The organism is Clostridium thermosuccinogenes, assembly GCF_002896855.1.
Classification (GTDB): Bacteria; Bacillota; Clostridia; order Acetivibrionales; family DSM-5807; genus Pseudoclostridium; species Pseudoclostridium thermosuccinogenes.
Map to the genome: position 1 here is coordinate 3,159,068 of NZ_CP021850.1, position 26,647 is coordinate 3,185,714.

Annotated in this window: 26 protein-coding genes; 2 read left to right on the forward strand and 24 right to left on the reverse strand. The window is 42.6% G+C overall.

The window, feature by feature from the left end:
* Positions 1–74 precede the first annotated feature (74 nt).
* The 6 genes from CDO33_RS13980 to CDO33_RS21710 all read right to left on the reverse strand — a co-directional run bounded on the left by CDO33_RS13980 (position 75) and on the right by CDO33_RS21710 (position 10,764).
* Entirely contained in the window at positions 75–296 is a 222-nt protein-coding gene (locus tag CDO33_RS13980) for a DpnD/PcfM family protein (RefSeq protein ID WP_202849487.1), read from the reverse strand.
* Positions 297–546: 250 nt separating this feature from the next.
* Positions 547–1,584: a hypothetical protein gene (locus tag CDO33_RS13985; protein ID WP_103080949.1), complete on the reverse strand. Its 1,038-nt coding sequence runs from the start codon at positions 1,582–1,584 to the stop codon at positions 547–549.
* 62 nt (positions 1,585–1,646) lie between these two features.
* Positions 1,647–1,964: a type II toxin-antitoxin system RelE/ParE family toxin gene (locus CDO33_RS13990; protein WP_103080948.1), complete on the reverse strand. Its 318-nt coding sequence runs from the start codon at positions 1,962–1,964 to the stop codon at positions 1,647–1,649.
* Positions 1,942–2,232 carry a type II toxin-antitoxin system prevent-host-death family antitoxin gene (locus CDO33_RS13995; RefSeq protein WP_103080947.1) on the reverse strand — a complete coding sequence of 97 codons (291 nt, stop codon included), beginning with the start codon at positions 2,230–2,232 and terminating at the stop codon, positions 1,942–1,944. The genes CDO33_RS13990 and CDO33_RS13995 overlap by 23 nt, the downstream gene beginning before the upstream one ends.
* Before the next feature lie 85 nt (positions 2,233–2,317).
* Complete coding sequence (locus CDO33_RS14000; protein ID WP_103080946.1) at positions 2,318–3,271, reverse strand: DUF3991 and TOPRIM domain-containing protein; 954 nt, start codon at positions 3,269–3,271, stop codon at positions 2,318–2,320.
* An 11-nt stretch (positions 3,272–3,282) separates the two neighbouring features.
* Positions 3,283–10,764, reverse strand: coding sequence for a DEAD/DEAH box helicase family protein (locus CDO33_RS21710; RefSeq protein ID WP_117433632.1), 7,482 nt, complete (start codon positions 10,762–10,764; stop codon positions 3,283–3,285).
* A gap of 322 nt (positions 10,765–11,086) precedes the next feature.
* On the opposite strand from CDO33_RS21710, the gene CDO33_RS14015 reads away from it, so the two are divergent.
* Positions 11,087–11,572 (forward strand): RNA polymerase sigma factor, encoded by a 486-nt coding sequence (locus CDO33_RS14015; protein ID WP_103080945.1) that lies wholly within the window; start codon positions 11,087–11,089, stop codon positions 11,570–11,572.
* Positions 11,569–12,852, forward strand: a complete 1,284-nt coding sequence (locus CDO33_RS14020) for a hypothetical protein (protein ID WP_103080944.1) — start codon at positions 11,569–11,571, stop codon at positions 12,850–12,852. The genes CDO33_RS14015 and CDO33_RS14020 overlap by 4 nt, the downstream gene beginning before the upstream one ends.
* An 83-nt stretch (positions 12,853–12,935) precedes the next feature.
* On the opposite strand, the gene CDO33_RS14025 is transcribed toward CDO33_RS14020, so the two are convergent.
* The 18 genes from CDO33_RS14025 to CDO33_RS14100 all read right to left on the reverse strand — a co-directional run bounded on the left by CDO33_RS14025 (position 12,936) and on the right by CDO33_RS14100 (position 26,641).
* Positions 12,936–13,232: a hypothetical protein gene (locus CDO33_RS14025; RefSeq protein ID WP_103080943.1), complete on the reverse strand. Its 297-nt coding sequence runs from the start codon at positions 13,230–13,232 to the stop codon at positions 12,936–12,938.
* Positions 13,233–13,245: 13 nt separating this feature from the next.
* Positions 13,246–13,854: a hypothetical protein gene (locus CDO33_RS14030; protein ID WP_103080942.1), complete on the reverse strand. Its 609-nt coding sequence runs from the start codon at positions 13,852–13,854 to the stop codon at positions 13,246–13,248.
* Between the two features lie 203 nt (positions 13,855–14,057).
* On the reverse strand, positions 14,058–14,492 hold the full coding sequence (locus CDO33_RS14035) for a prepilin peptidase (protein ID WP_338053231.1): 435 nt from the start codon (positions 14,490–14,492) through the stop codon (positions 14,058–14,060).
* Positions 14,470–17,718 (reverse strand): DUF8195 domain-containing protein, encoded by a 3,249-nt coding sequence (locus tag CDO33_RS14040; protein WP_103080941.1) that lies wholly within the window; start codon positions 17,716–17,718, stop codon positions 14,470–14,472. The genes CDO33_RS14035 and CDO33_RS14040 overlap by 23 nt, the downstream gene beginning before the upstream one ends.
* The gene (locus CDO33_RS14045) at positions 17,718–18,200 is read right to left on the reverse strand and encodes a hypothetical protein (protein ID WP_242973870.1); all 483 of its coding nucleotides are present in this window, start codon (positions 18,198–18,200) and stop codon (positions 17,718–17,720) included. The genes CDO33_RS14040 and CDO33_RS14045 overlap by 1 nt, the downstream gene beginning before the upstream one ends.
* Before the next feature lie 23 nt (positions 18,201–18,223).
* Positions 18,224–18,706: a DUF4320 family protein gene (locus tag CDO33_RS14050; protein WP_103080939.1), complete on the reverse strand. Its 483-nt coding sequence runs from the start codon at positions 18,704–18,706 to the stop codon at positions 18,224–18,226.
* 46 nt (positions 18,707–18,752) lie between these two features.
* Positions 18,753–18,959, reverse strand: coding sequence for a hypothetical protein (locus CDO33_RS14055; protein WP_242973872.1), 207 nt, complete (start codon positions 18,957–18,959; stop codon positions 18,753–18,755).
* Between the two features lie 86 nt (positions 18,960–19,045).
* The gene (locus CDO33_RS14060) at positions 19,046–19,255 is read right to left on the reverse strand and encodes a hypothetical protein (protein ID WP_103080938.1); all 210 of its coding nucleotides are present in this window, start codon (positions 19,253–19,255) and stop codon (positions 19,046–19,048) included.
* Between the two features lie 98 nt (positions 19,256–19,353).
* Positions 19,354–19,605 carry a hypothetical protein gene (locus tag CDO33_RS14065; RefSeq protein ID WP_242973869.1) on the reverse strand — a complete coding sequence of 84 codons (252 nt, stop codon included), beginning with the start codon at positions 19,603–19,605 and terminating at the stop codon, positions 19,354–19,356.
* Between the two features lie 52 nt (positions 19,606–19,657).
* Complete coding sequence (locus tag CDO33_RS21335) at positions 19,658–20,563, reverse strand: hypothetical protein (RefSeq protein WP_242973868.1); 906 nt, start codon at positions 20,561–20,563, stop codon at positions 19,658–19,660.
* Positions 20,564–20,575: 12 nt separating this feature from the next.
* Positions 20,576–21,493: a hypothetical protein gene (locus CDO33_RS14075; RefSeq protein WP_242973867.1), complete on the reverse strand. Its 918-nt coding sequence runs from the start codon at positions 21,491–21,493 to the stop codon at positions 20,576–20,578.
* Positions 21,490–22,875 (reverse strand): ATPase, T2SS/T4P/T4SS family, encoded by a 1,386-nt coding sequence (locus CDO33_RS14080; RefSeq protein ID WP_103080936.1) that lies wholly within the window; start codon positions 22,873–22,875, stop codon positions 21,490–21,492. The genes CDO33_RS14075 and CDO33_RS14080 overlap by 4 nt, the downstream gene beginning before the upstream one ends.
* Positions 22,872–23,609, reverse strand: coding sequence for a CpaE/TadZ family protein (locus CDO33_RS14085; RefSeq protein ID WP_103080935.1), 738 nt, complete (start codon positions 23,607–23,609; stop codon positions 22,872–22,874). The genes CDO33_RS14080 and CDO33_RS14085 overlap by 4 nt, the downstream gene beginning before the upstream one ends.
* A complete protein-coding gene (gene cpaB / locus CDO33_RS14090; protein WP_103080934.1) occupies positions 23,599–24,309 on the reverse strand; it encodes a Flp pilus assembly protein CpaB in 711 nt (236 codons plus the stop codon). Before cpaB ends, CDO33_RS14085 begins: the two co-directional genes overlap by 11 nt.
* A gap of 42 nt (positions 24,310–24,351) precedes the next feature.
* Positions 24,352–24,513: a hypothetical protein gene (locus tag CDO33_RS20900; RefSeq protein WP_161496465.1), complete on the reverse strand. Its 162-nt coding sequence runs from the start codon at positions 24,511–24,513 to the stop codon at positions 24,352–24,354.
* A gap of 175 nt (positions 24,514–24,688) precedes the next feature.
* Positions 24,689–24,862 carry a hypothetical protein gene (locus tag CDO33_RS21060; protein WP_170045781.1) on the reverse strand — a complete coding sequence of 58 codons (174 nt, stop codon included), beginning with the start codon at positions 24,860–24,862 and terminating at the stop codon, positions 24,689–24,691.
* 71 nt (positions 24,863–24,933) lie between these two features.
* Entirely contained in the window at positions 24,934–25,866 is a 933-nt protein-coding gene (locus CDO33_RS14095; protein ID WP_242974817.1) for a ParB/RepB/Spo0J family partition protein, read from the reverse strand.
* Positions 25,817–26,641, reverse strand: coding sequence for a ParA family protein (locus tag CDO33_RS14100; RefSeq protein ID WP_103080931.1), 825 nt, complete (start codon positions 26,639–26,641; stop codon positions 25,817–25,819). Before CDO33_RS14100 ends, CDO33_RS14095 begins: the two co-directional genes overlap by 50 nt.
* Positions 26,642–26,647: the final 6 nt, after the last annotated feature.

Genomic DNA, 26,647 nt, shown 5'->3' on the forward strand with positions numbered 1-26,647 from the left:
ACAACATAAGACACCTGTCTTATGTTGAAATACTTACGGTAGGTATTAGATTACCTGCCGAAAAATAAGAGCTGTCATCGCTCATGTTCATGCCGTCTCTGCTTCCTAAACCGTTCTTCCATCTCTTTTTCTTTAGTGGTAAATTCCACACCGGCAAAGTGTTCTGAATCAAGGATGTATTCTTCATTTCTGTACGCCTGCCTAACTTTTTCTTCGGCCTGTTGCTCATTTTCCGCCTCGATTTCAACTGTCATGCAAAGGGTTTCTTTGATTTCCACTTGATAGGTTTTCATCATAAAACAAAGCCTCCTTTCTTGAATTTTGGGCAAAGAAAAAAGACGCTGATTTTTCAACGCCTTTCAACTTTATTATGATCCAAACATATTGATAAAGGGCAGTTAGATAAACAAATAATTACTTGTGATACGGTTCACCGTAAGTTTATTAAGCCAAACAGGTTCTATGGATACTTTAACTTTGAATTATCACTTATATATCATAGTAAAGTTGCTAGTCATTAGAATATGAACAAATTTCAGTAATGCCTTAATTCTGAACTGCCTTTAACAAAGCGGTCAAACATTCAAGCTTTTTATTATAGCAAATGTACTGCATACATTCCTTGTCCCAGAATTCATCAATTGAGTTCATCAGGTTAATAGCCTTTTGTCTTGAACCTTTTTTTATTTGTTTTACTGCGTCCTTACATGTATCGTATTGATCACAACAATGCAGAAATTTATTAAGAAAATTAAGGAATTGCATTCTGTCGGATTCCTTTACTCTTAAGAATGAATATAATCGCATGGATGATTTTAATAGCCTCTTAAAATCCTTGAAATCATATTTATTGAACCCTGCTATAACCCTTAAGACTTCTACTTTAATTTTCACATTTTTAAAATAGCTGGTTCCAACGACAACCCTATAAATCTGTGTTTTACTCAACCCCCTATATTTGCTTTTTCTATTAATCATAATAATATCTTGTTCAATCATAGTAAAACGCTTAATTTCTGTAATAAACATCGAGATTAATAAAGAAACTACAACAGACAATAAAGCAAGCAGAATTATAATATCTAAATCCCCATTCATTACTTCTTCTTTGAAGTTATCGTATCCATATAAAATAATTTGCTTTAATTCAGTCGGTAGCTTTAAGAGTACTAAATAATATGTAATAGAATACCCTAAAAAGCTTTTTTCAAAGTCCCAGAATATTTTTGTAAATACCTTAGCTATGGATTTATCAGTTATTGTTTTAAGTTCCTTCAAGATGGTTTTAAATGGCATTATAAGAAACAATGCGGTTGTAGTAATTGACTGGGTAAGAAAATATACGATTATAGTAGAAGATATTAATATCAGAAGGAATACCGTTCCTATTATTTTGTTTTGAAAAATTGCTGTCTTATATAAATTAAAGGTAATGTTAGGAATATCTATTAATAAAGTTCTTCTGGCTCTTGATTTTGAAATTACTATGATAAGAAAAATACCGATTAAAGCAATACCCAAAACTAAATCCACTGTTTTTATCTTTTCCCAAACATCCAGTACTCTAATTATATAATCTTTCATTCTTCGACCTCATTTTTTCTTTATTTCGCAGTTTCCTATTTTTACACTAACAACGATAAAATCTACCGCACCAGCCACCCATAATCCTGCCTACAATCCACAATGTAATCAACAAACACTGTCTGATCCTTAATTTGATACAAAACCAGATAATATTTTTCAACAAACATCTTATGATACTTATTTAGTGGAATAAATTCTGCAGTAAGAAATGGGAATCGTTCAGGCATTATAGAAAGAGAGCGAATAGCATTCATAAGATCGTTTTTTGCTTTACGTGCAGCAGTAGGGCTTTTCTGTGCTAAAAAACGTACGTGACCCGCCAGCATTTGACGGGCACGGTCGGAAACAATAATCTTATACTGAACCTTCTTTTCCATTTTCCACCTCGTCAATTATGCTTTCGAGATAGCTATCCAATTCATCTGGGGTAACACCGGCACGGCCAGCCAAGCGGTCTTCCTCAACAGCCAACAATTCTTCTCTTAGCTTCAGCATTTTTTCTCGGCGTGTAAAAGCCTCTATATCCATAACCACGAGATCGCCCTCGCCGTTCTTGGTGAGAAAAACAGGTTCTCCAGTGGACTTACACAAAGCTGCAATTTCATTATAGTTTTGCCGGATACTTGCGGATGGTTTAATCTGCACGGTATCAACTCCTTGTAGTAACATTCTAATCATATTATACTCCTTTCATGCTATGATATCAATTAACAATTGTTTTATCTTGGTGTTATCTTACATATTCTTGTGGACATTGCGACCTCATTTTAAATTTCAAATAATCATTATAATCTTTCCCATGTTTAGGTGGCTCGTCAGAAACCATATATATGGATGGTAAAATGGTCTGAATCGTTTTTGCTGCCAGTCTTCCGGCTGTATCGTTATCCAAATGAAGGGTTATCTCATTGATTTTTGGAGAGTTCTTTAAGTATTGCGTGAGTGCAGCAGGCAGGGTGCTTTCTTCAATAATTTTCTTCGGCATATAAATTCCTGCAAGAGATAGGTAATTATCCTGACGCCAATCTCTGCCGGAGAGTAATTCCAAAGTACAATACGATAATAAATCAATAGCGCTTTCAAACAGGTGCAGTTTGCTGCATTCATTCCTAGCCGGGATAGAAAAGGAGAAATGCTTATCGCTTCCGTTCACTTCTCCCATAAACCTTCTACTCGATGTGCCCCGAAGTGTACCATACCGGGGAATACCGTGCTGATCGAAACCTACAAATACTGCATTGTGATAATCACGGCTCTCATATAGCCGGTTAGTCTGGATGCAGTAATCAATTATTTCTCTATGGATGCCACGTCCCCTGAGATAAGCAATCACACGGTCATTGTTTACGTTTTTCTCCGGCAAAAGCAGTCTCTTATGCTCAACGGATTTCTGTGACATTGTTAAAACAGGCGGTATGACAACCGCCTGTCCGTCTATCTGAATTACAGCTTCCGGGAATGACATACCCCGCACTTTAATCAAATAATCCAATGCAGAACGCCCGCCGATATTACGCGACCACCAGTACCATTTTCCATTGCTAATCTTCAAGCTATCATGTGTACGGGTAGTATAAACATTACCGGAGAAGCGTACCAACTCCTGAGGTTCGTAATGTTGCAGATAAGTCAGCAGATCCATTTGCTTTGCACGTTCAATCTGCTCCGGTGTTACATAGGGCATCAGTCACCACCTCACCTTTCATAGCCCATACTCTTTTTCTCAGGTGCATCCATATCCTCGTCTGGTTCAACGTCCAGCACTTCATTTTCATGCTTATCCATATTGAGTAAAATATTCAGCTCTGCAAGTCGTGCAGACTTTCTTTGCAGCTCTTCTTCCTTTTCAAAAGGGACATCAACCTGCTGTCTTGCTGTTTCCATCTGCTGGTGGAGAGTTTTTAACTGCTCTTTGCAATATTCAAGCTTCTTCGGGATTTCAGCAAGAATGTTATTGAGCCGTGTAATATTACCATAGATGTCTGTGCCCAGTGTAACCGTATGGCTCATAGAACCCCTCAAAGTAATTTGGTACTGCTTATTGAAACTGTCAAAGGAAAACAACATCGGAAAGCCCATGTAGCTGCCTAATTCCTGCGGTTCCGGGGAAGTCATCTGCTTGCAGGCTTCCAGTATGGCTGCGCCTGCTTTTGCTTTTTCGGTATAGTAAATACCTTTCACAGACATACCAGCAAATTTGCTGTCCTCTGAACTTTCCACTGCATGTTCTAATTCACTTTGCTGCCTGTACAAAGCAAGGTCTTTTTCATAGCCTGCTATGCGTTCCTTTGTGGATTTGATTTGTTGGGGAAAATACTTTAACAGTCTATCTTCCAATGCATATTTCTGGCTCAGATGATTGGCTTTCAGTAATTTCAACTTGGAAACCTGAATATCCAGATCCATCTTTTCTTTTATGTACGGGTTGCCTGTAGCCAGCGCCTTCACCTCGGCATAAGAGAGTGCTGTTTCATCAATGTCCTCGGCAGAACGCACTGGAGACTTCGAAGTCATAATCTGTGATATGAAACGCTGCTTGTTCTCAAGTATCTGGTAGAGATAAGCATCAAAGGTATTCTCGGTTACATACCGAAAGATATACACTTCATCATTTTTGTTGCCCTGCCGGACAATACGTCCGGAACGCTGTTCCAAATCCCTTGGCCGCCATGGACAATCCAGGTCATGCAGTGCAATCAGGCGATCCTGCACATTGGTTCCTGCGCCCATCTTAAATGTAGAACCTAACAGGACTCGTACCTGCCCTTTTCGTACTTTTGCATACAGTTCCTTTTTCCTGATTGCAGTGTTGGCATCGTGAATGAAAGCAATCTCATCAGCAGGAACACCACGTTCTATAAGTTTTTGTCTAATATCATCATAGACGTTAAAATTTCCGTCATTCTTCGGCGTGGATAAATCACAGAATACAAGCTGTGTCAACTTATCATCACTATTCTCCTGCCAAATACGGAATATATTCTCCACACAGGCATTTACCTTGCTTTCTTCATGGTCAGGAAGTGCAGAATTAGCTAGTCTTTGGTCAAGTGCCAGTTTACGGCCATCATTGGTTATTTTGAGCATATTATCCTCGTATGGCTCTACCTCCTTGGCACGTACCCGTTCAGCTCGAACAGCAAGCTCAGCTACCATATCTTGCTGGAATTCGCTTGGCTTTACAGCGATATTGCAGTAATTGGCTTTTGGCACAGGAAGATTTAACATATCAGCAGTTTTTATATCCGCAATTTCTTTGAACATGTTCATAAGCTCCGGCAGGTTATAGAATCGTGCGAACCTTGTTTTCGCTCGATATCCCGTACCTTCCGGTGCAAGCTCTATAGCAGTTACCGTCTCCCCAAACGTACTTGCCCAGCAGTCAAAGTGTTGAAGTCCGTTCTTACGTAAGGTCTCATACTGCAAATATCTTTGCATGGTGTACATCTCTGTAATGGAATTGCTGATAGGTGTTCCGGTCGCAAAAATAATGCCGCGCCCTTCAGTCAGTTCATCAAGGTAGCGGCATTTCATAAACAAGTCGGATGATTTTTGCGCCTCAGTCTGGGATAAACCAGCCACATTACGCATCTTTGTATAAAGAAACAGGTTCTTGTAGAAGTCAGCTTCATCCACAAACAGCCGGTCAACTCCTAATTCCTCAAAGGTGACTACATCATCTTTTCGGCTGGTATCATTAAGTTTATCCAGCTTTAGCTTCAATGTCTTTTTAGTCTTTTCAAGCTGCTTGATAGCGAAGCGCTCTCCGCGTTCTTCTTTAAGTTCGCGGATGCCGTTGGTGATCTCATCAATCTGTTCTTCAAGCAACTTTTTTTGTCTTTCGACCGAAATCGGTATTTTCTCAAACTGGCTGTGACCGATAATTACAGCATCATAGTCGCCGGTAGCAATACGGGCACAAAATTTCTTACGGTTTTTAGTTTCAAAGTCCTTTTTCGTTGCCACTAAGATATTAGCGGAAGGGTAGAGCTGCAAAAATTCAGCTGCCCATTGCTCGGTAAGGTGGTTTGGAACAACAAACATGCTTTTCTGGCATAGTCCCAGATGCTTGCTTTCCATCGCTGCAGCTGCCATTTCATATGTCTTGCCTGCACCTACACAGTGAGCTAACAGTGTATTACCTCCATACAGTATGTGCGCTACTGCATCCACCTGGTGCTTACGCAGGGTGATTTCCGGGTTCATTCCTGTAAACCGGATGTGGCTGCCATCATATTCACGAGGACGGACAGAATTAAAACGGTCATTGTAAATTCGTGTCAGGCGTTCCCTGCGGCCGGGATCTTTCCATATCCAGCTTTGAAATGCTTCTTTAATGGCTTCCTGCTTCTGTTGAGCGATCGCGGTTTCCTTTTTGTTCAGAACACGCTTTTCCACACCGTCCTCATAAACCGTATCAAAAACCCGTACATCCTTGAGGTTCAAAGTTTCTTCAATAATCTTATAGGCGTTAATGCGGCTGGTACCATAGGTCATTACTGCCCTGATATTGCCGCTGCGGTCGTCGTTTTTACCCTTGATGTTCCAGTTGGCGGTATAAGATGAATAGAAAACATCAATATATCGCCTGTACATATATGGGGTTTCCAAAAGCTCAAATATAAAATCCTTTATTACATCCGGAGGAAGCCATGTGGCACCCAGCCGGACATCGATTTCAGACGCACTTAAGTCCTTTGGTTGTATCTTTTCAAGTGCTGCAACATTTATGCTGTAAAGATCGGGCTGCATTTCGGCAAACTGCCTGGCGGTTTTAAGCTTTTCCCGTACATTACCGGAAAGATAGGCATCGGAGGTTTCAAATACCGGCTTTCCTTCACTGTCCAGCTTTTCAGGATTGCGGAATATAACACCTTCCAGGTCCTTTATAAGCTGTTCCTCTGAAAGACCGGTAAGGCTTTGCATAAAGCCAATATCCACGCAGGCTTTTTCCGCTATGGAGATCGCTAATGCCTCAGTTGCAGTGTCTACATGGGTAACAACAGCTCGCTGCCGGATAGTGCGTTTGGTGAACATGTCAGCCTTACGTTCCAGATTGCCATCTTCGTCCAGAATTTCAAGGGAACAAAGCAAGCAGTAGGAAGAATCATCCGAAAAGGCCATGTTGTTGCCGCGGCTGCTTAAAAGTCCGTATTTTGCAGTAAATTCATCATACAACTTATTCAGCTTGCGCTGCTGTTCATGTATAACATCATCGCTATAGTCTTCAGTTTGGTATTCAATAAGTTCCCGGACACAATCTCTAATGGCAATCATACCTTTTATACGGTTTGCTGCCGTAACTGAAACTTCCACCTTGTTCATCCGGCTGTTTTCCCGGTAGTAAATCTCGCCATCCACAACGGTATAACTAAAATTACGCACATTAGGATCTGCCGGAATGGAGGCATCTTCTTCCTCAACTATTTCGTCTGGCTCATATTCGGTGATTTCCGCATGGATATTCTCCAACGCTTCACGTAGAAGTTCTGCAAGATCATCATTCTCATAAGGCATACAGGTGGTTTCACTGGCGTTGCCATACATCCTGTTATCATATGCCATCGTTCCCAGCACCATATCAGGGTTATCTGCAAAGTAGCGGTTAATAGGAATGCCGTCCTGAGTTGTAGAGAGGTTTACCCAATCCGGTTCAATATCAATCACTCGATCGCGCTTTTGCAGGAATATGATGTCGGCCGTTACTTCAGTGCCGGCATTCGCAAGAAAAGCGTTGTTTGGAAGGCGTACAGCACCCAAAAGTTCAGCCCTCTGCGCTATATATTTACGGACTTCCGGATTCTGCTTATCCATTGTACCCTTGGAAGTAATAAATGCGATGATGCCTCCAGGCCGTACCTTATCCAGTGTTTTCGCAAAAAAGTAGTCATGGATAAGAAACTTATATTTATCATATTTTTTGTCAGCCACTCCATAACTGCCAAAAGGTACGTTTCCAATGGCAAGGTCGAAAAAGCTGTCAGGCAGATTCGTTTCCTCAAAACCTTGTACTGCAATGTTTGCCTGCTGATAAAGCTGTTTTGCAATCCTACCTGAAATACTATCCAGTTCAATACCGTACAGTTTAGATTTTTTCATCCTGTCGGGGATAAGCCCAAAAAAGTTGCCGATACCGCAGGCAGGCTCTAAAATGTTGCCCGTCTGAAAGCCCATGTTTTCCAGACAAGCATACATGGCTTTGATGACAGTGGGGGAAGTATAATGGGCGTTCAATGTGGAGGCTCTTGCGGAAGCATATTCATCTGCGTCAAGCAGATCCTTCAGCTCAGTGTATTCCTTTGCCCATTGGCTGTTTTTTTCATCAAAGACTTGTGGCAAACCACCCCATCCTACATACCGGGACAGAACTTCCTGTTCTTCCGGTGTCGCAAGCCGGTTCTCTTCTTCAAGCTTATATAAAAGTCTGATAGCAGCAACATTCCAGGCATATTTAGTCTTTTGACCCCCATGCCCCAGCTCATCATCCGTGATATGAAAGTTGATACGCTCCTGTTTTGGTTTTGCGTGTGCGTAACCAACACTGGGTTTTGAAGCTTTACCATTCTTTGTCTTTCGCTCTTCAAATTCTTCTGTCTGCTCCAAAATGCTCCTTACAAACTCGATGCTCTCTCTACGGAAAATTGGGAAACCTGTGCTTTGCTGAAAAGTGATATCCCGCAGGCTGACTGTTCCGGTCTCTTCGTTAATGGCATCAATAAAAAAACGCCTGTCCTCAATGAAAATTTCCATACCTACAGTTATTTCTTTTTCGGCAGGTTCCTTTTTCTCTTTCTGACCCTCCGGAAGCTCAAGCTCCAGGTCAAATTCCACATACTGCTTTTTACCTTCTTTTCCTTTTTCAAGTTCAATGGTGAAGGTATCTCCCTCACGGGTGATGGTTACATCCCCGGTTTGCTTTACCCATTCCGGTGCGTTAGGGTCATCCGCATGAATGGTTACACTATCCCTTTCTTCCGTAAGATAGTCCTGGTATGTCCGCTGGAATACATCCTCGCTAAACCATTCCTTAAACTGAGGCAGGTTGGTGTAAGCTTCGTAAAAGTCCGGATGCATCTCTCTCATAGAGTGAACAATGCGGTCGATTGCAGTATCAAGCTCCAATTTTGCACTGTCCGGATCGGTATCCCTGTCCCGCAGGTAGTGGTAAATCTCATCGTTTCGTATCTTGTTGATGATTTCGGGCAGGTATGTCTGGTAGATGTCGCGAGGGGACAGTTTTTCCGCTTTAAGTACAGTCGGCTGCTCCGTTATTTCCTCCTGCATAAGAAGATGATCATTCAGAGGGTTATCTCTAAGCATTTCCTCAAAGGTTTCACGCTGAAATTGTTTAGTGAACAGGGGACAGTCTACATCACGAAGCTCTACCGAATTATTGTTAAATGATAAGATCTCATATTCCTCCGCACCTATGTACACCGTATCTCCAAGGTGGAAGACATAATTAGCCGTATCTTTAGATACAGTTAGCTCAGGTTCCGCAGGTGTAGGTTCCCGGTTCAGGGTTTGCCGCGCATACGCTTCCTCGGCAAGCTTCCGCCGTTGTTCTTCCATTTCCTGCTGCACTACAGGAAGGCGCTCCTTTTCCTTGCTGTTTAAATACCTGTCCGCAGCAATCAGTTCACCAAGTCGTTTTGCAACCTGATTCCATGATAGTCTTATTTCAGGGTTTGTTATAAAGCTGTCGCTTTTGCTAAGGGAAATCCCTTTTCCGTCATGCCATTGGTTTCCTCTGGTTCCATCGATGAAAATATAGGTACCGCCGCCAATTCCATATTCATGCTTTAGAAAATCAATGGTTTCTTTTGTACTGTGCAGTTCCTGATAATGCAGGTATACACGGTACTTTCCATCCTGAAAACCTGTACCGCTGCAAAGCAAATGATCGATTTCTTCCTGTGAAATAGAAAAAGCGGAGGTTTTTTTGTCCTCCGCCTGTTCTATGGTTTCAATTTGCTGCTCTACTGTAGGAAAAAGGTTTAGCTGTAAACCAGCTCCGTCAGTACCGATTCTTCCGCTGAGTGCCGCAGGTTGTTCATGTGTCCCGTCCAGCCCATCGGATCTATCGCTTTGTCCGGTGCCGGATTGTTCTCCAGAAGTTTCGTCGTGATCGTCTCTATTCGTTCCTTCGCTATCCGGTCGATTTCCATCAGATGGCTGTTCAATTTCCCCGACATCATCAGGCTGGCGTATGTTCCTTTCCTGTGATTTTTCAGGAATGTCCTGCGCAACATCCCATATTTGCCGATGTGTATCTCTTCCTCCTGCAGCGCCAGATCCGGTATTAGATAATCGCCCTGCATTGTGTATGTCAACTCCATGATCATCCTTCCTTTCAACCCTGTTATCTTCACTTTTATTGTGTCGTATGTCCTGGCTTTTTGCAAATGTACGGTTTTGATTTCTTTCTGTTCTCTGAATACTTTTTACTGTTGCACTGATTTCCTTTAAAATCATTTCTGAAATATCGCTTGTTGCAGCACCTAATCCGGATATTGTTTTGAGGGTGTTGAAATTAATAATGCTCTGAAAATCATCAAAGCTGAAAAATTCATCGGCAGGATAGCCGCAACGGACTAAAAGCATATATGCTACAGAATTTCTAAGTGCATTTTTAAAGATGACTTCAACATTAAGATCGTCCAGTTCTTCGAGAAAGCTGTTTTCCCTGCTGTACATCAGGTCAGAGAGGTAATCAGGGAAATTATCTTCAACAGCGTTGAAAGCTGCTGAAATAAGCGCTGCGGGTACATTACTTTTGTCCTTAAGATCACCAAAAGCATTTTCCAGCGTTTCTGTCACATCTTCAGAATATTCTTCCCTTAATGACCAAAGGACAACCGGACGGTTATACCGGCTGTTAGTATCCGATACATCAAACACATGACGAAGGCTTAAACGGCTTCCGCTGTCATTGATGAGGGCAATGCCTTTCGCACCCCGGTTTACCCATCTGCCGAACTTCTCATTCCATATTTCAATGGGAGCACAGGCTGTTGCATCAGGGCGCTGGGCAAAAATTAGCAATTGATCTTGAAACGGATATTTATAGTTCCAGGCGGCTGTTTTCAGAAAGGATGTCCAGTTGCAAGGTCTTTTGACAACATCTTTTGCCGTCTTTTCCGAAAGCTCCGTAATCAGTTGCAGCTTTGTTGCCAATTGTAATACCTCCTTCATTATAGGTTTATTTGGTTAATGCCTGACACCATCATTCGGATGCTAAGGAGCAATTCAAAACATATTTGTTTATCCAGACAGTGCAGGTTATGGATTTAGACTGGAAGGTAAAGACTCATTGACAGCATAACAATGGAGTGTAATTCTACCTATCCACCAATTCAGTAATTATGAGGTTGTGCAATAACTTTGAGGATTGATTTCGTAATGGTAGGATGTAGATAATATAATAGAGTATATTTTTTTAAAATTATTGCAGCATTTTGCCCCTTCAAAGCGTATACAAGACAGGGAGGTGAGGTACATGATCGGGAAGTCCTGCTGGCCAGAGGACTATATATCAAAACTTGTAATAAAGCATGAAAATAGGGTGTACCGGACAGCTATATCTATTATGAAAAACCGTGCAGACGCGGAGGATATTGTACAGGATGTGTTCATCAAAGTTATGCAAAAGGCTCCCAACTTTGAATCTGATGAACATGAAAGTGCATGGCTCATTCGTGTAACCATCAATATGTGCAGAAGTCGCCTTCGAACAGCATGGCTCCGACGTACTGAACCGTTGATTGATACATACCCTGCACAGACGAAAGAACAACTGAACTTGATTGAACATGTCATGGCATTGCCCACAAAATACCGTATAGTCGTCCATTTGTTCTATTACGAGGGATACTCAACCAAAGAAATCTCTTACATTACAAACCAGAAGGAATCTACCGTAAGGAGCTTGCTTACCCGCGCAAGGCAAAAACTCAAATATGTTTTGAAGGAGGATGAACTATGAAACTATACAAGGACTATATTGATAATATATCAGTTGATGACAACCTACACTATAAAATCATGGCAGCTGTCACATCAAAACCACGATACTGCTCAACTCTCATTAGGCGCTATGCCACCGTATTTGCCTGTCTTATCGTTATGTTACTTGGTACATTAACGGTTGCAAAATTGTTACCATATGGTACAATTACTCCGCCTAAAAATCAGTTTGGCGTTATTACTCCGTCAAACACTAAACCTAGCATTACCTCTCCTAATGATACGCAGTCAAGCTACACTATCGTATTTACCAAAGTAGCAGGAAATATCTCCTATGACAAAGGTAAAATCCGTATTCCTGGGCATTTTTGGGAGGAACTTCCCAGTGAAGTAGTCTCTGCCCTCTTTCCCGAGGTAACTGGATCACGCACTTTGGAAGCTACCGCAAATTTTACAGGTGATGGAACGCTTTATAACATCGAGTCCATTTGTAAAAACAACAACGGTATTATAACGAATATCACAATTCAAAAAGGTACTATTGCACTTGATAAAGGGGTCTCTGATAAACCGACAACATCTGATGTGTATGGCATTCCTGTCACGGCATTCTATTGGGAAGACGACGATCATAACCATTATTATGCTTCATTTGAGTTGAATGGAGTTGGTTACAGCCTCAACGCTTCTGGTGATGAAACAGCGAAAGACGAGCTTTCGGCTTTGGTTAGCTTTCTTATTAAAGGCGGTGCTCCTGACCTTGATGCAATCACACCGACCGCTATACCCGAATTACGTGAAGATGCCCTAACATTAGATGAGGCACGATCAGATACTGACTTCGGAGCGTATATACCCATAAACATTCCAGCAGGTTTTAACTTTGAGTCTTCCATGCGTTTTAAAAATCAAGAGAGAAACAATCTCCGTGTTACATGGGTAAATGGCATGGATTATATCGAATGGAAGGTTTCTTACCTGATGCCTGATGATAAGCCCAGGATCACTTCAACAGAGCAGACCGAAAACTACGACTTGTCGCTCTATCCCATCCCTCACGCCCAATCTGTTCCAGCGGAGTTACGTAAAATTGTAACCGACCCGATATTCAGAATTGAAGAACTGACCCGTGAAGTTGTCATGACGCGTGCATACAAGGTTAACGATGCAGGTGATACTTCCGGCTATCGGATGCGTTTTAGTGTCCTATATGGGGATATTTTGGTTGTAGTCAACATCAAAGGAGCAGATCCTGAATCGGTTTACAATATGCTGCTCAGTTTAGCTGATACTCAATAAGAAAAACCTCATAACTTCATCATCAAAAGCAGGGCTGCTAAATTGTTGTAATCCGCCCTGCTTTTTTGATACTACACTTTTCCTTATCGCACCGGCTCACATTTCTTTTCAACCTTCTGCGCCGTTTTTTCAATATTCTCTTTTTCCTGTTTATAACTTTTTAAATAATGGATCTCATCGAGAGCACGGTTGCATAAATCTTCAAGAGCAGTCAGGCGATCCTTACAGTAATGCCCCCAATAGTAATTCTTTTCACCCTTTGTACATTTCCATGTTACAAACTTGGCAGGAGCATTTTCGTTTTGACCAATGACAAACTCCGAATTCCCAACGGTCAGCCGATCAGTAATTACATAACCGGCATTGACTTCCTTATCCATACTTTAAAACCTCCTATCGCTCTATCTCTTGCTTTTTCTGCTTTAAATGCCTCTCAGATTGTATCTGTGCCAACCGCTCCTTTGCCCAATCTGGCATATATTCCGGTCTGACAACACCCAAAATATCCTCTCGATTCCAGCGTGACTCCTTTCCGGAGTATAGGTTTGTAGTATAAACCGCCCGTCCTCTTGAATTAGCATGAGCGCCAAAACCGCCCGTGACCAGCACAAGTTGCTTGTCAGCAGTTCGATATTCAGGACGTAAGCGTTCAGGATTTATAATCACCACCTTGTTTTCAAGGTTTTGCATACTGTCAATAGGAATACAATGCTCTAACTTAAAAGGCTGCATGGGAACAGTGATTTTGGTTCGCTCTGCTATGACTGCTTCCAGTTGTGCTGTTACGCGACTGGTAAATTCGGTCATCATTTCAAGGTAATCCGCACTTCCCATCGCATTAAAGTAATGCTCAATCCCTAAAGGGTTATCCCAGCTGCAGTTGCATACCATATATGGGCAATCGGATTTTCTTTCATCTACACCGAAAAGAATTTCTTTATCTCCAATGTGGATGGCGTGCTTTATCTCGTAGGTATCCACCATGCGTTTTTCATCATCCATTCCTATAATCACTCCAATCAAACCGGCAGCAGTAAAGGGACTTTAGTTTTCAAGTCCCTTTTACCGCCAAACCGTTATTACTTTCTTTGTCTGATGTACAGGTATACCGCACCACCTGCAATCACAAGGCAAAGCACGATGGCAAGTATCGTTTTTAGATCCATCAAAGCACCTCCTTATCCGGATATATTTGTGCTTTCACATCATCTTCCGGTAATCAAACCAATACCGACAAAGACAAAAAAGCCGGTACACAAGAATACTGCCAAAGGAACACTTTTCTGCCGCGATACCTTTGAATAAAGTAAAGCCGGTAGCAAGGCAAAAAAGAGAATGGCAGCAAGTCCATACAATCCAAAACTAAAACCCATTGCAGCCGTAAGCTTGATATCACCACCACCCACGCCGCCGTATTTCAACGCAAGAAAGAACAGACAGATACCAGGCAGCAAGAATCCCGCAATTCGCTGCAATAGTGTGGGATACGGCAAAATAAAAGCGGACATTACGCCGAGCAGGAGAATGGCTATCCATGTCCAGTCGGGAATAATCCGTTTCATATAATCCATTACTGCCGCCCACAATAGGGGAACAGCAAAAAGAAATATTATCATATCAGTTTCCAGTGGTGACATCATCGGAATACATGCTGTCCACTACATGAATTTTCAGTTCCCCTCCGGTAATCCAACGGGACAGCGTACCTCCGGGAGTATGCACATCGGTAACAAGAAGCTGTACGATATAGTCCCTGTTATCCGGGAACCACAGCGGAATGTAATGCTTCCTGTAACGGAAGGGAGATGCGGGATTTTCCTTAAAGATAAATTGACCGCTTTCCTTTATTAAAGGGATAGCGGTTTCATATCGATATTCCGGCAGATAGACTTCTGCAGTCTGTGGAGCAGTAATCAGCTCCGGCCTGTCATAGTTGGTGTCAACATTGGCTGTAACACGGATCGAGTATCCGTAGCCTGACTTGAGATAACCTTTAGCTTTTGTATCATATTCCAGCACAGCGTGCACCTTCAACTCAGCATAGAATTGCCTCCATACAAACTTTCCACCCTCATACCGTTGTTCCCACCATGTCACCTTGGGCTGTTCACTTCTTTTCGGCGGGTTAGGCAATGCCCGGCTTTCCTCCGGTTCTCCATAGGATATATTCTTTATCAAAGCCTTTTGAGTATAAGTGTTGTTTTCAGCAGTGCTTTCATTTCTCAACGACTGCTCAGGGTTAATAATTGCAATCAAGGTAACATTTTTGTCGGCCTGCACATTAGGAGTATCCCACCGGATGGATACAACATTCCAAGTATCCCTTTCCATTACTATCGCATCAATTCGCTTTGACAAAGACAATTCAGGTATTTGAAACAGTACAGTGACATTTTGTCCCGGTGTAAAGTCCAGGCTGCCTTTGTTGGATACTTTAACAGTGGTTATAACAGACTGGTTTTCCTTATACTCATCCGGTGTAATTCTCTGTACATCCAAATCGTAAGGACGTTCCAGTACCATGATTTCCGCTGCAACCTGATTATTACCGGTATTACTGTCCTTGTAGCCTGCAGGTGCGGACACCTTAGCAGATAAACGAATACGCTCTCTTTTTTCTCCAGCTGTTTTTGTGACTAGAAAAGCTTTCTTTTCAAATGCTTTGAAATTGGATGTACCGGGCACATCAGGAACCTTCTTACCGTTAATGGTGACGTTTAACTCAACATCATACAAATCCTTATCGGTGGAGTTGGCGAAGTATACGGTAAAGCTGTATTCCTCATGCTCATATACAGTCGGGGGAGACGACAAATTTACCCACACATCACATAGGTTTACTATCGTAGGTATCTCCGGGTCATTAGGGTTTTCCGGTTTGTCAGGGCCATCCGGATTGTCAGGATCTTTTGGCTCATCCGGATTATCGGGGTCATCAGTTTTTTCGGGATCATCCGGATCATGAGGCTCATCTGGTTCGTCGGGGTTATCTGGTTCATCAGGGTTTTCTGGGTCATCCGGTTCGTCTGGATCATCTGGATCGTCATCAGGTTGCTTAACAACCTTAATGCTTGAAATAGCAGTATTGTTGATAATATTTTCATCCCTAAAGCCTTCCGGTGCCTCCACATTAGCCCACAGGCCATAAACCTCACCTGCATTTCCAGCATTACCTGTAACAGTAAAAGCTTTTGTCTCCCGGGGCTTGAAATTTGCTAATTCAGGGATTTGCGTCAATGCAATCTCGTTATTTTTTCCCTTTAAGTGTGCAGCTTTTAGTTCTACATCAGTGTTATTGGTAAAACTTACGGTATAGCTGTAATTCTCATGTTCATATACCGTAGGCGGTGCAAGGATACACGCAGACAGATCGCAAAGATCACGTAAACCTGGTGGATCATCTGGTTCGTCCGGGTTATCCGGATTATCAGGATTATTCGGGTCATCGGGATTATCCGGGTCGTCAGGATCATCTGGATCATCAGAATTATCAGGCGTTTCATCCGGTTTGGGGTTAACTATCCGTATAACTGCTGTAGCCGTGTTGTTGTTAAGATTTCCGTCTATAAAGCCTTCAGGCACACCAATGTTTGCCCACAAGTGAATTTCATCGGCATCAGTATCAGCCGTACGTTTAACATCATAAGTTACACTTGAATTGGGTGAAAAGTCCTTCATCTCAGGTATTCCTTCAATCAGAACTTCATCTATCGTGCCTTTCAAAGGTACATCATAAGCTGCACTCGTTCCGCTGTTCATGTAGATTATAGTAAATGAATAGCTGTCGCCACGTTTCACTGTAACAGGGGCACGAATGACAACCGATAGGTCGTTGCCGTCACATGCTTTGAACTTAAAATAGAAGTCTGCTGCTGGAATCCTGTAATGAATATTCTGCGTGATACTGGTCTGCGTTTTATTTTCTCCGTCAGAATATTCATCACTCTCCGGCGTATAATCCCATTCGAGCCCCATGTATTGAAAATTACGGGACAGCAGCACATCATCCTTGGCGAAAGTGACAGAAGTAGTCTGATAGGGATAGAGCAGCTCCGGCACTCCCTTGTCCTGAGCGGTGAGCTTACCGTAAACCTTCTGTTTGTTCACATCGCACCAAGTAGCCTCTATGTCAACTTTAACAGGAGCCTGGTAGGATAGTGCTGTATTTCTCATGGTTTCAAAGGCTGTCAGACTTTTAGGTGTCCAGCCGTAACTGGTGGTCAGTGTTTCAAATTGCGTATTGGTATCATAGGTTCCATATATTTTGCCGGAACTGAAATTGTGAATCTCCACAACATTGCTGCCTTTTAGTGTATAAGTCCTCCCGTCACACTTACCGATCCACCCGGCAATCCGTTCCTTTTCATAGTCTGCAACGGTATTTGCATTCACAAGATCAATTCGCTGCGGCTCTGGAAAAGATTTTATAAGCATCTCTCCATCATATATTTCTCTGACATTCATTCCGATGGTGCGATACCGGATGTCGTAGACAGCTTTCACTTGAAAAATAACATTAGCTGTGATGGTGAGGACTGCACCCTGATCTGTTTTTGCTGTTATTGTATACGGGCCGCATGACTCCTTATTCTCAACAGTTAAAATATATTTCGGTGTTATCTTTATGCTCTGTCCACCATATTCCAGTTGAATATCTGTAATTGTTCCGGTTTTTGCCGTTACTTGAATTGAGATTTCCTCCGGAAAATGCTCTATGGCTACCATACCGCTTTCGCTTTGCAAGCTGTCTATTGGAGAGGTAATATTGATTTCAATGTCACTGTTTACTGAAGCAAATGCTTTGCCCGAAAGGAGCAGGCAAAATATAAAAACAAGCGATACGGTATAAAATAACTTTATTTTCATTAAGAACCTCCTTCCTCAATTCTTGTATTAACGCTGGATATTCTAAAGGGAAGCCTCACATCGCCGGTCAGAAAACTGAAGATACTGCGGGTCTTCAGTGCCCCCTCCAGCGTCAGCCGGGGCGGAATGTCTGTAGCATTAATGTGCTTTATTTCAAGCTCGTAAACCCATTCTTCGCCGATATATTTGCTTAAATCCGCATCAAGTTTCATGCTTTCATGCAGGTACTCATATAATCTTTCTTCCGCAAGGGCGCTGTCCATCCTGGCATGACCGTCCCTGCGGTATTCGTCCAGCATGGCATATTCCACTGAGGTGTTCACACCCCTTTGAAGGACATATTCCACCTGCTGGTACAGGCTTTCGATACGGAAATACTCAATCAGGATAGCTGAAAGCGTCAGGATGAAAAAGACAAGAATCACGATGAAAATAAAAACATCGCCTTTACGATTTTGCAAAATGTATTTATAGTTGTTCACGTCCATCCTCCTTCCCGGCAATCTCAGTCGGAGAGCTTCCAATATTTTTCCGACATGCCGGTAATGCTTACCTTCATAGGAATCATAATCTTAACTGGAGGTGCAAAGGATGGTGTAAAAATAGTAAATGGATGGTTGTATGTCATCGTGATCGTGAAGGTATCCCTTAACTGTATTTTCTGACCGTCATGGTAATTCACATCCTCGACGGTCATCTCCGGTGAGAGGCCGGTCTGCTGCTTAAGCCGGTAGAAAACGCCATAGGCTTTATCTGATACCTGGCCCTCCAGTTCAACTACCCGTACAACGCGCCGGCATATATGGTTCAAGTTCAGGTATGTAGTGAAGATACTCAAAAAGCTCAACACCGTAACCATGAGTGTAATCACTACCAGTGTTTTAATCATCAGGTCAAAATAGCTGCTGCCTTTTCTGTCATGAAAAAGTTTTTGAAAAAGCAAAAGGGGAGAATTTCTCTCCCCCGTGCTTTGGTGCCTGCTGTTCATATGCGTTGCACCTCCCGCATCTGCAGGTTTACCTTTAATATTTTCATCAGTTCAGTAAACCGGTGATTTTGCTGACGATACTGTTCCAGATCTGTGTTATGGAACCTTGATACAGTGTCATAAACACCGCACCTACTACTACGACAATCAAGACCACAATAAGCCAACCGGTCATCTGGTCGCCGGACTTATTTGCCAATATGTTTTTGCCCTTTAAAGTTGCTATTCTCATTTTGTTTTTCAAAGCAGTCATCATAATTAATCCATTATTCTAAACTTAGTTTTAATTTAGGGGGGAGCAGAGCTCCCCGAATGTCATGAGCCTTGGCCGCGAGTCCATTAGTTCAAAAGGCTGGTAATCTTGGTGACAATGCTGTTCCAGATTGTAGATATTGAATCTTTATACAAAGTCAGGAAGATTGCACCAACCACCACAACGATCAGGACTACGATGAGCCAGCCGGTCATCTGGTCGCCGGATTTGTTTGCCAAAACATTCCTGCATTTAAGTCCTGCATTTCGTATTTTGTTTTTCACTGTTAAAAACATAGTAAATACCTCCGTTAATTTTGATTAGATTTTGATTAAGAAAAAAAGGGAAGCCATACTGGATATGCTCCCCCTGTACTGCTGCCTTTTAGCTGCGATTAACTTAAAAGGCCGGTGATTTTGTCTACAATGCTGTTCCAGATAGTGGTGATAGAGCCCTGGTACAACGTCATAAACACTGCGCCTACTACCACAACAACCAGCACAACAATAAGCCAGCCGGTCATCTGGTCACCAGACTTGTTTGCCAGAACATTTCTGGCATTCGATATAGCACTTGCAATGCGTTTCCTCACAGGTTTTGCCCTCCTTTCTTGCGTAATAGAGTTTGCAGTTGTAGTGTTTCTCACGGGTAATACCTCCTGAAATTGTATTTTGAAAAGGGTGATTCCCTTTTTCACATTAAAAAAGGCCCCCCATTGATCTAATCATGTGGGAGCCTATAACATAGAGCAGGCAGGCAAGCGTCACCGCCACAAGGGGTATGGATGCAATCTTGACCCTTCGCGGCAGCTTATTAAGTTTTTTCCTGAGTGCTTCTCTGGCTTTAATGTCCATATCTCTTGCAAGGTATGCCAGAGCTTCTTCCTGATGCTCGCCCCGGTACAGTCCTATGAGGGCATTCACTAAAAAAGATACTTCTGTCATTCCAATGCGTTCATTGAAATTCCGGAGTGCTGTTTCAATATCCTTTGCTTTCATCTCCATGACTAAAACAGAGATGTCATAGTGGAATACATCACTGGCTACCTTCAGGTAATCTTCGAATATCTGGATCAAATCTACCTGTACAACTGCCCTTTTACTATCATCCTTAATGTCATCTAGCTTATACAGGATGGAACGGATAAAACCCGGAAGCTCTATTTCGATCCGGTTTTTCTTTTCCTTCATCTTGTCTTTAAGGTCTGTCATGAAGTGGAAGTACACCACTACCGCAAAGATTAAAACTATAGGGGCAAGGTTGGACGCTCCAATGGAAAAAAGGAGCAAGGCAAGGGGTAATGTAAAAAGAGCACATAAAATAGCTCTTGCGTAATATTCTTTCGGAGTCAGTTCAAGCCCTCCGCGCCTCAGTGTAGATGCCATTCTTGCTTCCTTTACCGGGTCAATCGGGATGAACCTTGCAAATGGCTTTGCTAAAGGCATAATTATCCGGTTTACTAGCTGCTGGCTTGATTTTTCCTTTTCAGCCTGCAAGATTTTGATGTTCTTTTTCATACTCAGCTTCGGGATTTTAAGAAGCTGCCTGCATATTAAAAAGCCTGCCGAAGTCAGCAGGACAAATATAATAAACTGATAAAACAAAGGAAAACCTCCTTATCTGTTTGACGGTTTAGTAGCTTTCATCACATAAAAGGCTGTAGCGAGAGCCGTTAAGAGCATTAGAATTATTAGGAATTTACCGATAGAAGTCCTTGTGAGTAGTGAAAACCATTCGGCATTGGAAAAGCGCATCATAGGGATCACAGAAAACATGAGTCCTGCCGTCATAAGATAGTCACGCCATACTTTTACCATCATACTGTCGCTTTCAATCTGCATGGATTTTGCATCGTTCATGGCCTTAATGATGGGAAACAAAGCAAATTTCAGTCTTCGGTCATGATGGCAAAGGATGAGGGTTTTTACCCATTCAGTAAAGTACCTGTTTTTAACTTTAGCTGCCAACCGATACAGTCCATGCTCCACATTGGGATTGATGAACCGAATTTCCGACACAAATTCATCAAAAGGCGTAGGAATTCTTAAATGTTCGGGAATATACCGATTCTTTTCCTCCACATAGGTTTCCACTGCCTTAATTATGTCATCATTTCCTGCATAGGCATTGGTAATGATGGACATGGTGTTTTCCAGCCCTTCGATTTCTTCCCTTGCCGCTCCAGAGCTTCTCACTGTCAAATAAAAATACGGGGCAGGGAACATACAGACCGCCATAACCGCCGCCAGGCTGGTATTATCAAATAATAGGGTTCCTGCAGCAAAGCCACCTGCTACTGATATAAGGATCATAATGACAAATTTTCTCGTAGTGCACCGAGTCTGACGAAACAGTGTTTCAAACCGTATTGAGATTCTCTCCGCTATTTTAAGCTTTGTCCCCACCAGATCCATACGGCGTTTATTCAGCAGATTCTGTTCTATAATAAACAGGTTCAATTTAAGCAGGAGAAACAGGGCAAGGCAGATGAGTGTAAAAACAAGGACATAAGATAGATAAATCAGATTCATCATGCTCCCCCTTCCGTAAAGCGAAGAATCTCTTCTTGAGGGACACCACCTATCAGTAGTTTTTCCGCAAGTGCCGGTGAAATGCAACCTAAACGCCTATGTGTGCCCACAGCCTTAATAATCTTGCCGTCTTTATCCCGTTCATAATGATCAATAACATATTTATATAAGGTATTTCCTGTTACCTCACCATTCTCTACCCCTGTAGCCTCAAAGATTTCCATGTATTTGCGGGATTTGTCCGGAAGCTGCATTTTGAAAAGCATAATGGGAAAAGCTTCAACAATGTTTTTCAGAAGTCTTTCTTCTGATAAGGATGTTCCTGCCTCAAGGCACATGGTAAGGATTCTGTCATATGCCGTCCGTGCACTGTTGGCATGGAGGGTACTGACAATGGTGTGCCCTGTCCGTCCGGCTTCCTGCACGGTCAATGCCTCTTTTCCACGCATCTCTGCAGGTACAAGGATTTCAGGATGCAGCCTTAGTGATAGTTTCAATAAATCCAGCATGGAAATAGGATTAGGTTCCTCCTTGGTTAAAAGATGTATGACATCATTTATCATTACACCGTTTTCATCAAACTTTGCCAGTGACAGTTCACGGGTGTCCTCTATTGTGACAATGCGTTTGTCCGGAGGTACGCAGCTTAGTATGTATCCCATATCAGCGGTTTTCCCGCTGCCGGTTGCTCCGGCTATTGCAACTGATACGCCGTTATTAACACATAGGGTCAGAAAGTCCAGTTCCTCTGCTGTGGCCGTATCCCACTCAATCAGATTTTCCCTTGTAATGAAAGAGGGCTTTTGTTTCCTGATGGAGGCAATGGCTCCCGCATCCGGGTCAACGCAGGGCGAAATAGCGCCCGACATTCGAACACCTCGTGCAATGAAACTGTCTCCAATAGGTTTTGAGCCATCGAGAATGACATTCCCAAATCGGCTCATCTTTCTTACAATATTGGAGCAGGCTTCGGGTGTTCCAAAGGTTTCATTGAGCCGCACCTTTCTATCTCTATACAGTACCCAAATGCCTCCATAACCGTTGACGTTTATTTCCTCCGTGTCGGTATCCTGAAGGTATGGAGATAACAGTCCCATGCCCGCCATGTCATAATATATCGCGTCCACCAATTCAGAAATGTTGCCTTTATCCTTTGCAACCAGCTGCTCACTGTTTAAATAGCGCATGATTAGGTCTTTAAGCTTTTCCTCGGCTTCCTCCGAGTACAACACCTGGGCAAGCTCCGATGAATGATTCTTCGCTATAATGCGCTGCAGTTTATCAAGAATTTCGCTGTAATCCTGGGCCTGCATACTCTCACCACTGTCGGAACGCAGTTTGTTAGCCCGGTAAATTAGGTCGTTTACTGAAAATCCATGGTTCACCTCTTTTCACCTCCAGAAATCGAGGATGCGATTTTCTCCAGTACCTTACTATAACGTCTGCAAGACCGGTCATGGAAGGAATACAGCGGTGTTCCGGCATTCTCCAGTTCTCCTGCCCGTTTTATATATGGCAGCTCATAGGCAAAAGGCACTTCCATCATACTTCGATAGGCTTTATCATCAAATTCACCATTAGGAGACACAAGAATATGAGTTTGCTTGTCTGCAATATGCAGCTCCCGGGTAAAATCAGAAACACTCCTGTACCACATTTGGACAGCTATTGAGGGCTTATGCAGGGTAAATATTCTTTCAGCCAGCCAGAGGCCTACTCCGGATATCGGGTTGGTCAACTCAGAGGCACCATCCACGATGAGAATATCAAATACCATCGTTGCAGCTTTCATCATGCGTTCAGTTTCCTGAAGGGTTACAGTATCGCAGAGAAGCCCGGCATAGCAGGTAGGCACGGATAGAAAAAACAGGTTTTTACTCCCCTCGTAATGGCTAAACTTATCTCCAATGTTTGGGTTATCATCTTTCAATGCTTTAAAAAGGCCTTTCTCAGGAGGAACATTCTGGTCGAAAAAGACTTGTATATCTCCATATGTCAAATTTGAGGAAATGAGTCCTACCAGCATATCGCGTTTAGAAAGTGTACAGGCCAGGTTTACTGCGAAAGTTGTTTTACCACAATTATTACCTCCCCAAACAGTATAGATTTTACCGCTCATGGCTTACACCCCGTTTCTCAAGGATCATGTGCAGTTTCCCTGTATATTCGGCTTCGATAAGTCTCTCAGCCTGAGCTTCTGTAACAATTAGTGTTATAGCCTTTGGAACCGGATCTCCGGTAGATGACTGACTCTCAGATTGCTGCTTTCGTACCTCTGCAGTATCCTGTGTGCGGGCGTTTTCCACGCTGTACACCTCCAGTCCTTTCAGCTCGGGATAGAGGATCACCTGTGGGAAAGAATCTTCACCATCGGAGGCCTGCTCCAAAAATACGGCTACCGTTACTATATCGCCGCTTTGCAGATGAGAGGAAAGTCCAGCTGCAACGCTTGGTACGCTTACAGTTACCAGCCTCTGATTATTTTTAACAATACGGTCAAATAGCTCATTTATTAGGAATACGCCGAGTTTTTGTGAAAAGAAATAATCTCCTTTTGCAATATCAGTTAGTGTAATCTTTCCTAAGATTGAGTCTTTATCGTTGATAATACCTTCCGGCAGACCATATTCTCCTACTTCTACAGTAGCCAGGTGTTTATCGGTAATCTCTGTTCCGGCCTTGATATCTCCTGCTGCCCGCAGTACCATGACCGTTACGCTTTTATCTTCATAAAAACGCGGTAAAAGCACAAAGGAAATTACCGCTGCAATGGTAATGCAGATGATACTTAAAAATATACGGTTTTTCAGTAGTTTCAAATTGCTCCGTTCCTCCTTTCATTAGTTTTTTAGGGTAATATATTATTTTACCTGCCGAAAAAGAGAGTAGGTTGCTGTTTCTGCTTCCTGTTTTTTCCCATCCGGCTTTTCATCATCGATATTTTTATTCATTTTTGCGTTGCTATGGATGCACCAAATCAGGGTACGGAATACCCTGGGCTTTTTCTTTTTCGTTTGTTTCATAAAGGCTCCTTCCTGTATGTATTTGATATATTACCTGCCGAAAGACATAGATATTTCTTTTTCGGCTGGTAATTTATTGGGGGAGGGGTGTGGGGAGGGGGAAGCTGCAAAGCAAACGCCAAACCGGCTTTTATCAAAAAGGCACACTACCCCCTTGGTGTAAAATGTTTGGTACTTAATCATCAAATATATCGCACTTATCCTTGCTGCACTTATTACAGGACTCATCAAAATACTTACAGTTCCTGCAATCCCGTTCTTTCATCGTTTTGATGACTCTTCGGTTATATCCCGGTTTTTGCTGCATCATGCGCTCATATTCCCGTAACTGCCCTTCTGTAAAGAACATAAAAGTCCCTCCTTTCAAAAAGGGCATAAAAAAACGGCCTCCCTTGTTTGCATAATGGCCGCGTCCTATTTTTATCTTTCCTGTTCCCTTTGCCTTTTTTTGTACCAGCTCTCAAGTAATTGGACAATCAAATCTTCCTTTTGCTTTTCGGTAAAGTTTTTAGGGAAAAATCGGTCTATACGCTCACGCTGAATGTGGAACTTTTCTTTTTGGTTAGGCTTTTCCTCAGTAAGGATGGAAAATATGACATCAATATTCAGTCTGCCGTCCTGGCTTAGTCTCTTCATTCTCTGCGCTTGTGAGAGTGATGGAGTACAGTCCTCTGATTGCATGGTCTTATATAGGTCTTGCTGTTCATTTTCGGTCAGGTAAGAAATTTCAACAGCAGGATTAAATGCTATTCGTTTATCGTCCACCATTTCAAGAATAGAGGGTATAAGCTCGGTTAAGCGGATGTAACGGTATATTTGATTTCTGCTTTCACCACTCTTATCAGCAAGTTCTTCGTATGAATTTAACTTTTTCCCAAGTTGGGAAAAGGTTAAATCTGTTCTTTGTCCCTGCCTATTCATGGCTTCCAGCTTCATCTTATATGCAAAAGCTTTTTCGCTCGGAAGAATGTTTTCCCTTTGCAGATTGCTGTCAACCATGATAATTGTCGCCTCATCATCATCCAGATTCCGGACAATACATGGCATGGTTTCACGGCCTGCAAGCTCACTTGCCTTTTTGCGCCGGTGTCCTGCTACCATTTCATAGCCGCCGTCTGCTTTTGGCCGCACAAGACCGGGAACCAAAACGCCATATTGCTTTATGCTATCAGCCATCTCCAGCATAGCTTCATCCGCCTTTACCTTAAAAGGATGATTAGGAAAATCACTGATTTCTGACAGAGGAATATCCAGTACCTTTTCACGTTGACTATCTACGCGGCTTTCCTCCGTGGAAAACAGGTCATCTACTGATGTCAGTTTTATGCTGTCTCTTGGGTTGCTCTTTGCCAATGTCCTGCACCTCCTTTGTAAAGGCCTGATAGGCTTTAGCAGCAATACCATGTGGATCATGCATATAAATGCTTTTCCCCTCGGCACTTGTTTCAGCAGCCCGGATTGATAAGGGAATTTCCGTTTGGAATACTCGTAGCTTGTCGCCGTAGTCCCGTCGTAAAATAAAGGAAATGTCCTTTGCAAAGTTGGTACGATTATCTACCATTGTGAGTAGAACACCGTCGATGGTCAGTTTAGGATTGATTTGCCGCCTTACCCTGGCAATAGTCTGCAGTAACTGTGTCATTCCTTTGGCTGGCAGGTAATGAGCCTGTACCGGAATAATCACGCTGTCTGCAGCGGCAAGAGCATTGATTGTCAACATACCCAAACTCGGCATACAATCAATCAGCACATAATCATATTTGTCTTTTACCGTATTGATATATGTACGCAGTACCGTTTCACGACTCATGGTGTTAACCAGTGAAACCTCAATGGCAGACAGTTCTATATTGCCCGGCATAAGATCCACACCTTCCGCATGATGAAGGATGCCTTCATCTGCGTTGTACGGTTCCTCCATCATGATTTTAGTAAGGATAGTGGCCAATGAAACGGGCAGATTGTCTGGTTCCTGGTAACCCAGTGAATCCGTCAGATTACCCTGCGCGTCAGCGTCTACCAGGAGCACCTTCTTACCTTGTGCAGCAAGACCGATGCCAAGATTAACTGTTGTGGTCGTTTTGCCTGTGCCACCCTTCTGATTAGCAAGGGCGATTACTTTTGACACTTAAAA